The following is a 7,485-nucleotide window of genomic DNA, read 5'->3' as shown; positions in this document are numbered from 1 at the left end:
GTGACCGCGGTCATCTTGATGCCGCTGGCCGATCCGGTAGCCGCCTTGCCGTTGCCTTTGCTGTCCACGGCGCGCACCACGTAGCAGGCGGTGCCGCCCTCGTTGAAGAATTCGAACACTGCCCACGACACCATGCCGTACCAGACCAGTCCGCCGAACTGGCGCTGGTAGGCGTTCCAGCTGGTGATCAGGGTCGGCTGCGCGAGCGGGCCGAACTCGGTGACGCCGACGAAGGCTGCGGTCGAGGTCGATGCGCCCTGGATGTTGCGGGCGCTCGGCACTTCTTCGATGTAAATGCCGGGGTGACGATAGGTGGTTGCCAAGATAATTCCTTCTTAACAATTAACGCATTTCAATGTCCACAAACTGCGTGGTTGCGGGTTGCAGCAGCAACTGCTTTTCTACGCTTGCATAACCAGCCTTGCTAAAGCTCAGCACTACCTGCGTGTCCGGGGCCAGCTTGCCGCCCAGGGCCAGCGCATAGCGGCCGTCGTACTTGCCGTAATCCGAACTCAGCGTGGCGGCGCTCTTGGGTTTCCCCTGCCAGTTCGGATAACTGGCGCTGACGCTGACGCCGGCCAGCGGCAGCCTGGTGCCGGCCTGCAGCACCTGGCCGCGGATCAGCGTGGTCCCCGGCGGATAGGGATACAGCGGACTGGGCGCCAGGTAACAGGGAACGATAGCGGCAGCCAGCGGCAAGCGCAGCGGCACCTGGAACGCCACCTCTTGCGCAAAGAACTGCGGCGCCAGCGCGGTAAGCCGGTAATCGCCGTCGTCGAGGTCGCTGAACGCATAAAACGCCTGCGGCTTGGCGAGCGGCATGAACGGCTTCTGGTTCAGCAGGAAACGCGGCTGGAATCCGACCGCAGGCGCCTGGCTGAAGCCGTCGATCAGTTGCACTACGGCGCTCAGCTTCATGGCAGTTCCAGGTAGGCCGGATCGGCCTGGGTCACCATGTCCGCCTGCAGGTCCAGGCCAGATGGAATCCGCACCGGCGACAGCGTGTACAGCTTGGTCAGCTTGTAAGTCTTGTTGGGAAAACCGGCCCAGATATTGCGCAAGGTATCGATCGAACCAGAATCCGGCACGATGGCGATGTTGTCGTTGCCGCTCCGCTTCAGCACCGGATCCAGCCATTCGCCGGACAGCTGGGCGACGTCATGGAACAGCCGCACCAGCTGGTCCACCAGCACCAGTTCCAGTTCGGCCGACCTGGCGTAAGGCACCATCAGGTACAGCAGGTCCACCACCAGCGGACTCGGCGTCAGCGTCAGCGCGCTCGGCCGCCGCTCGGCCCCAGGCTGGCGGGTCAGGCTGGGCGCCAGGTTGCGCAGGTAGGGATTGAGTTCGGTCTGGTACAGGTAGAGCGACAGCCTGGTTTCATCCTGGCTGTCGATCTCGCCCGGCGAATCGAACACTACCGCCGATTCGGCCTGCAGCTCGGGAATATGATGGCGGATCAGCCGGCGCAAGGATTCGCTGACGCTGCGCAGGACCTGTCCGCCATCGCTGTTTGGCTGGCTCATCGCTACAGGGTAAACACAGTGTCGGACTGGCTGACGATCTGCGGCTGGCGGTTGCCGATCTGGGCATATACCATGATGTCGCTGTTGCAGGTAGTCCTCAGGTAAACATAGTTCAGGTCGCTGGCGGCGTAGACGATATAAGCGTTCAGGTAAAACTCCAGCGAATTGCCGGCGCTCCTGCTCGCGCTATCGTCGGCCATCATCGAGGTGATGAACGAGAGCGTGTTGACCCCGTACGACATGGACGCCAGCGGAATCGTGCCCAGCATGCTGGCCAGCTGGACCCCGCTGGCCTCCGCAAATGGCGGCCCCAGCGACCAGCTGACCTTGCCCAGGCCCTTCTTGGTGGTCAGGATCAGGTCGATCTTGTTGCCGACATAGGCGCCCCGGACGGTGAAGCTGATGTTGCGGTAAATGTTTTCCGAACCGACCAGCACCGCGCTGATGCGGCCGTTACGCCATTGCACCGGGCTTTGGGCGCCGATCCTTGCAGTGACCACAGCCTCGTTGTTGAGCGTGCAATATCCTTGCAGGTAGTCGACGCCCGGGCGCACCTGCAGGAACAGCGTCAAGGTAAAGCCGCTGCTGGCCTGGTCTATTTCCCCGGTGCGTATCGATAGCACCGCATTGTTGAATTCGATCTGCTGGATGCACGATTCGCTTTCAGCGCTTTGCGGCGTGACGTTATACGAAAAACCCAGGCTGTCGCCGGACATAGCGCCTAGCGACCAGTACGCGCCGGCGGTAGTGAAGGTAAAGTTGAGGTTCGAGTTGGCGGCGACATTCTGGAATTGCAATACCACCGGCAGCAAAGGGAGCGATTCTGGAATGGATACTGCCGCATCAGGCACGGTGGCCGCGGCAGGCTCAATCGGTTCAACTGGCAGTGCAGTAATCATGACGGCCTTTCACAGGTATGTATCATTCCAGGTCGATGGCAAAAGAACTCAGGCCAATGACGGTGCTGCGGTCGTTGCTCGACTGCAGGGTCACGCTGGCGCCGGGCGGCAGATCTACCTTGCCCTTGACGCCCTGCTGGTTGGTGCGGAGGTACAGGTTGACCTGTATTTCATTGCAGTCCTTGTAGGTCTGCAGGTACATTTCACGCGCGTTGATCAGGAAATTGCGTACATAGATGACAGGATCGACGCGGCTGGAAAAACTCAGGCCGACCAGCCTTTCGCTTTCGCCGCCGTCGCTCCAGATGGCATCCTGGCCGGGTTGCAGCGACAGGAACGCCTTGCTGTTGGCGCGCAGGTTGGTGAAGGTCAGCGTGATCGGCTTGAATGAATGGCAGCTGCGAAAGAGCTGTTCATTCAGCGCATGGCTGGGATTGGCAAGCAGATGCGCGCCGAGGTACTGGCGCGCCTGCTCGGGCAGCGTCTTGCGGTCGTTGCTGATCATCTGGGCCGCGCTCAGGAGCGGCGCAGGCGGAGGTGCAGCCGCGGGTGCCGGCCCAGGCGCCGGCTTGGGGTTCGACGGGCCGGCGCCTGGCGCTACCGTATCCTTGATATTGTTTTTCTCTTTAGCATCCATAGCGGCCGCCATCAGTTGCACATCGGTCGGAAATCAGTTTGGAAACGGGATCGTGAAGTTGCCTACCGCGATGCGGCCGGAATTCGAGTAGCCGAGAAACTGGTATTGCGCATTGACAATGACGCCGGCCGACTCGAACTTGCCGGACAGGCTGGTGCCCACCGCCTTGATCGGCAGCGTGACCTTGATCGACTGCGGGCTGCTGCTGGTGTTTGGCGCTGCTGTCAGCGCCAGCGATTTTTGCCCGAAGCTGACAGCCGTCAACGGGGGCGTGGCGCTCCAGACCGGACTGATCTGGACTGGCTGGTTGCTCTCCAGCGAAATCTCGTTGTTGTCGGTGATGGTGAGCTGCGCCGACAGCGTGTCGGCATCGTTCTGCGTGGTGAAACTGAATGCAATGGTGAATTCCATAGCCAATCTCCTCTAAGTCGGCCGGACTCCGCATCCATGCGGAATCCGGCCGCGCAGCGATACTGCGGACCATCGGGAACGTCAGGGTTGTTATTTACCCCAAGGAAATTGCGAGAAGGTCTGGTTGACCGCTTGCGGTTGGGCAAAGCCAACCTGGGCTTGCACCGTCACGCCAGGATCGGACAGCGAGCGCAGGCTGAAATTCTGGATGCCCGGCTGCGCCACCAGATACAGCGTGACATTGAAAGACAAGGCGCCGCCGCCACCGCCGCCGCCGGAAGAAACGGTCGACACTTTTACCGAAGAGGCGGTGATGATGAAGGAATTCAGCGGCAAGGCGCTGCTGGAGCCAGGCACCGTGATATTGATGCCGCCTGAACCGTCGAAAGCCGGGCCGGTGCTCCAAGCCACCGGTTCGTTCACTTTCTGCAAGTCGATCCAGATATTCTGGCCGGCCTGGGCATTGGTGATTTGCAGTTGAACTTGTTGATAGACAGTTTCGCTCATGATTGAAAAACCTTTCTAAAGAGAATTGGTCGACATCATCCGCCCTCGGGCAAGTTCATGCCCTCGATTATTCGTCGCGAATGAACGACAAATCACCGAAGCAATAGCCTGTTTTTGGTGAGGGATTTTCTTCTATTGCTTATCGACAATACGCACTCCATTTCCACAAAGCAACCTATCAAAAGTGACAGGTTCTAAGCAAAATTTTTGATGGTACGTTGATCTTTTTTGTTTTTTAAATTTTCGAATGAAGGGAATTTTGGTAGCCGCGCAGATTTCGGCGGACATGCAATTTCGCGGGGAGCGATTGGAAAGAAGCGGCGCGCATGGCGCCGAACGGATCTGTGCAGCACTTTGCGGAAATTGGAAATGCGGCGGCGGATAAGGTTCCATAACCTGTCAAGATTGACAGCCTGCGTTTTTATCTTTGGCCCGGCCCTGGCATGCCGATGCAGCTGTTGTTTTTAGCGACGGATTACTGACGTAACCGGCTTCTGCGCTAACGTTCTCGAAAAAATAAAAGCCGGCAAGGAACTCCCCTTGCCGGCCGCGGGTGAAACAATCGAGTGTTATCAGAAACTGCTGCGGCCGCCTTTCAAGTGCGCCAGCGCAGCGATCAGTGCGTCGACGTCGGCGCAGTTGTTATAAAAGGCCAGCGAAGGACGCACCGTACTTTCCAGCCCGAACCGCCGCAGGATCGGCTGCGCGCAATGGTGACCCGAGCGCACCGCGATGCCTTCCCGGTTCAGCGCCGCGCCGACTTCTTCGGTCTTATAACCTTCCAGCACAAAAGACAGCACCGCGGCCTTGTCCGGCGCCGTGCCGATCAGCCGCAGGCCGGGAATCTCCTTGAGCCGGTGCGTCGCATACAGCAGCAGCTGATGCTCGTAGGCGCCGATATTCTCGATGCCTATCCGATTGACGTAATCGATAGCAGCCCCCAGGCCGACCGCATCGGCGATGTTCCCGGTGCCGGCTTCGAAACGTCCGGGAGCATCGTGGTACTGGGTCGATTCGAAAGTAACGTCGCGGATCATGTTGCCGCCGCCTTGCCATGGCGGCATCTCGTTCAGCAGCGCTTCCTTGCCGTACAACACGCCGATGCCGGTCGGTGCAAATACCTTGTGGCCGGAAAACACGAACCAGTCGCAATCCAGCGCCTGCACGTCGGCGCGCAGATGAGATACCGACTGCGCGCCGTCCAGCAGGACCTTGGCGCCGGCGCTGTGCGCCATCTCGATGATCTGCCTGGCCGGGGTGACGGTGCCGAGGGCGTTGGAAATCTGGGTAAACGCTACCAGCTTGGTCTTCGGCCCCAGCAGCTTGGCATATTCCTCCAGCTGCAGCTGGCCGTCGTCGTCTACCGGGATCACGCGCAGGCGAGCACCCTTTTCCGCGCACAGCATCTGCCACGGCACGATGTTGGCGTGGTGTTCCAGATGGCTGACGATGATTTCATCGTCGCGCCCGATGTTCGCCCTGCCCCAGCTTTGCGCCACCAGGTTGATGGCTTCGGTGGTGCCGCGCACGAACACGCATTCGTTGGCCGAACGGGCGTTGAGGAAACCGCGCACTTTCTCGCGCGCGCCTTCGTAAGCATCGGTGGCGCGCGCCGCCAATTCGTGGGCGGCGCGATGGATATTCGAATTTTCGTGCGCATAGAAATACGCCAGGCGGTCGATCACCGATTGCGGTTTGTGGGTTGTCGCCGCGTTGTCCAGCCAGACCAGCTGTTTGCCGTTGACGCGCTCCTGCAGGATCGGGAAATCGCGCCGCACCAGGTTGATGTCAAACGGCGCCCGCGCCGCCGGCACGCTGCCGGCATGCAGGCTGTCGGTCGCCAGGCCGGGAACCTTGAGGCCGGCGGGATATGGCTTGGCGAAGTCGAGGAAATAATATGCGGAGCCGCTGCCTGGGCTGGCCGCTGTCGCCGGTGGCTGTGACTGGCTGCTTGCCGGCGTCGCCAGCAGCGCTTTCAGCTCGGCTTCGCCGGGCAGACCGAACGCCGCCGGCGAAGCGCCGCTCAGCGGCAGGTCGCCGGTCAGCGAAGCCGGCACGCCCGACGCTGCGTTCGCGCTTCCCCCGGGAGAAAAACCCAGGCCGCCGCCCGGAACGCTTGGCGGCGCCGTGTTGAGATGCGACAAACCAGCCGGCAGGCCGCTGCCGGCCTGACCCTGGCTAGCCGATGGCAATGCCGTGAAAAACTGGTTCGCCAGCTGCGCCAATGCCGCAACGTCGGGCAAGCCGTTTCCGGAGAAATCACTTGTACTCATGGTACTTGCCCACTTCCACGTCTTCGAGGACGGCGATGGCGTCGTCGGTCAGCACCGCCAGCGAGCAGTATAGCGAGACAAGGTAGGAAGCGATCGCCTTGTGGTTGATGCCCATGAAACGCACCGACAGGCCCGGGCTCTGTTCGCCCGGCAGGTCCGGCTGGTACAGGCCGACCACGCCCTGGCGGCTCTCGCCGGTGCGGATCAGGATAATCTTCGACTTGCCCTTCTCGATCAGGATCTTGTCGCTGGGGATCAGCGGCACGCCGCGCCAGGTGATGAATTGCGAGCCGAACAGCGATACCGTCGGCGGCGGCACGCCGCGCCGCGTACATTCACGGCCGAAGGCAGCGATCGTCACCGGATGGGCGAGGAAAAAACCGGGTTCTTTCCATACCTTGACCAGCAGCTCGTCGAGGTCGTCGGGCGTCGGCGCGCCGCTGCGGGTCTTGATCCGCTGCGAGGCGACAATGCTGTGCAGCAGCCCGTATTCCTTGTTGTTGATCAGTTCGCTTTCCTGGCGTTCCTTGATGGTTTCTATGATCAGGCGCAACTGCTCGGCGATCTGGTTATACGGTTTGCTGTACAGGTCGGACACCCGGGTATGCACGTCGAGCACCGTATTGACCGCGCTCAGCATGTATTCGCGCGGGTTCTCGATGTAGTCGACGAAGGTCTGCGGCAGCTCGCGCTCGTCGCGGCCGGAACAGTCAACCTCGACGCTGGAGGCGTCTTTCACCTTGTTCAGGCGATAGATGCCGGATTCCACCGGCACCCATTGCAGCAGGTGGGTCAGCCAGCGCGGCGTGATGGACGACATCTGCGGTACGGTGCGCGTCGCAATCGCCAGCTGGCGTGCTGCTACGTCGCCAAGGGCGGTATTCACTTCTGGTTTGCTGGCCATTTACATTTCCTGTGATCGAAGGTTGAGGGGTGGAGATTCAGTCGTCGCGCATCTGCGCCTGCGAAATGTTGCTGCCGGGCGGCACGCTGCGGGTCAGCCAGACATTGCCGCCTATGGTCGATCCCTTGCCGATGGTGACGCGGCCGAGGACGGTGGCGCCGGCATAGATGACGACGTCGTCTTCGACGATAGGATGGCGTTCGTTGCCCTTGATCAGGGCGCCGTCCTGATCGGCGGGAAAGCGCTTGGCGCCCAGCGTCACGGCCTGGTACAGGCGCACCCGCTGGCCGATGATGGTGGTTTCGCCGATCACCACGCCGGTGCCGTG

General features: G+C 61.0%; 9 protein-coding genes and 1 pseudogene. All 10 read right to left on the bottom strand.

Annotated elements, in window-relative coordinates; genetic code table 11:
- Positions 1–323, bottom strand: a pseudogene (locus JWQ61_RS21240) (phage tail sheath family protein); the annotation flags it as partial.
- A 19-nt stretch (positions 324–342) separates the two neighbouring features.
- Positions 343–918 carry a carboxypeptidase regulatory-like domain-containing protein gene (locus JWQ61_RS21235; protein ID WP_304362269.1) on the bottom strand — a complete coding sequence of 192 codons (576 nt, stop codon included), beginning with the start codon at positions 916–918 and terminating at the stop codon, positions 343–345.
- Positions 915–1,526 (bottom strand): DUF4255 domain-containing protein, encoded by a 612-nt coding sequence (locus tag JWQ61_RS21230; protein WP_304362268.1) that lies wholly within the window; start codon positions 1,524–1,526, stop codon positions 915–917. The genes JWQ61_RS21235 and JWQ61_RS21230 overlap by 4 nt, the downstream gene beginning before the upstream one ends.
- Positions 1,527–1,528: 2 nt before the next feature.
- Positions 1,529–2,425 carry a hypothetical protein gene (locus JWQ61_RS21225; RefSeq protein ID WP_304362267.1) on the bottom strand — a complete coding sequence of 299 codons (897 nt, stop codon included), beginning with the start codon at positions 2,423–2,425 and terminating at the stop codon, positions 1,529–1,531.
- Between the two features lie 22 nt (positions 2,426–2,447).
- The gene (locus tag JWQ61_RS21220; RefSeq protein ID WP_304362266.1) at positions 2,448–3,062 is read right to left on the bottom strand and encodes a hypothetical protein; all 615 of its coding nucleotides are present in this window, start codon (positions 3,060–3,062) and stop codon (positions 2,448–2,450) included.
- Between the two features lie 33 nt (positions 3,063–3,095).
- The gene (locus tag JWQ61_RS21215) at positions 3,096–3,473 is read right to left on the bottom strand and encodes a hypothetical protein (RefSeq protein ID WP_304362265.1); all 378 of its coding nucleotides are present in this window, start codon (positions 3,471–3,473) and stop codon (positions 3,096–3,098) included.
- A 90-nt stretch (positions 3,474–3,563) separates the two neighbouring features.
- On the bottom strand, positions 3,564–3,980 hold the full coding sequence (locus JWQ61_RS21210; protein WP_304362264.1) for a hypothetical protein: 417 nt from the start codon (positions 3,978–3,980) through the stop codon (positions 3,564–3,566).
- A gap of 572 nt (positions 3,981–4,552) precedes the next feature.
- Complete coding sequence (locus JWQ61_RS21205; RefSeq protein WP_304362263.1) at positions 4,553–6,253, bottom strand: family 2A encapsulin nanocompartment cargo protein cysteine desulfurase; 1,701 nt, start codon at positions 6,251–6,253, stop codon at positions 4,553–4,555.
- On the bottom strand, positions 6,240–7,157 hold the full coding sequence (locus tag JWQ61_RS21200) for a family 2A encapsulin nanocompartment shell protein (protein ID WP_014006010.1): 918 nt from the start codon (positions 7,155–7,157) through the stop codon (positions 6,240–6,242). The genes JWQ61_RS21205 and JWQ61_RS21200 overlap by 14 nt, the downstream gene beginning before the upstream one ends.
- A 37-nt stretch (positions 7,158–7,194) precedes the next feature.
- Positions 7,195–7,485: serine O-acetyltransferase (locus JWQ61_RS21195; protein WP_369684912.1), on the bottom strand; the 291-nt coding region annotated here is incomplete at its 5' end.

The organism is Collimonas fungivorans (genome assembly GCF_028292705.1).
In the GTDB taxonomy this organism is placed as follows: domain Bacteria; phylum Pseudomonadota; class Gammaproteobacteria; order Burkholderiales; family Burkholderiaceae_D; genus Collimonas; species Collimonas fungivorans_B.
The sequence above is the reverse complement of the archived record's forward strand: the minus strand, read 5'-3'. Positions and strand labels throughout refer to the sequence as shown.

What these genes read in the sequence shown, in the direction of transcription:
- JWQ61_RS21220 (WP_304362266.1), bottom strand. Translation starts at nt 3,062, where the DNA reads ATGGATGCTAAAGAGAAAAACAATATCAAGGATACGGTAGCGCCAGGC.
- JWQ61_RS21205 (WP_304362263.1), bottom strand. Translation starts at nt 6,253, where the DNA reads ATGAGTACAAGTGATTTCTCCGGAAACGGCTTGCCCGACGTTGCGGCA.
- JWQ61_RS21200 (WP_014006010.1), bottom strand. Translation starts at nt 7,157, where the DNA reads ATGGCCAGCAAACCAGAAGTGAATACCGCCCTTGGCGACGTAGCAGCA.
- JWQ61_RS21210 (WP_304362264.1), bottom strand. Translation starts at nt 3,980, where the DNA reads ATGAGCGAAACTGTCTATCAACAAGTTCAACTGCAAATCACCAATGCC.
- JWQ61_RS21230 (WP_304362268.1), bottom strand. Translation starts at nt 1,526, where the DNA reads ATGAGCCAGCCAAACAGCGATGGCGGACAGGTCCTGCGCAGCGTCAGC.
- JWQ61_RS21225 (WP_304362267.1), bottom strand. Translation starts at nt 2,425, where the DNA reads ATGATTACTGCACTGCCAGTTGAACCGATTGAGCCTGCCGCGGCCACC.
- JWQ61_RS21215 (WP_304362265.1), bottom strand. Translation starts at nt 3,473, where the DNA reads ATGGAATTCACCATTGCATTCAGTTTCACCACGCAGAACGATGCCGAC.
- JWQ61_RS21235 (WP_304362269.1), bottom strand. Translation starts at nt 918, where the DNA reads ATGAAGCTGAGCGCCGTAGTGCAACTGATCGACGGCTTCAGCCAGGCG.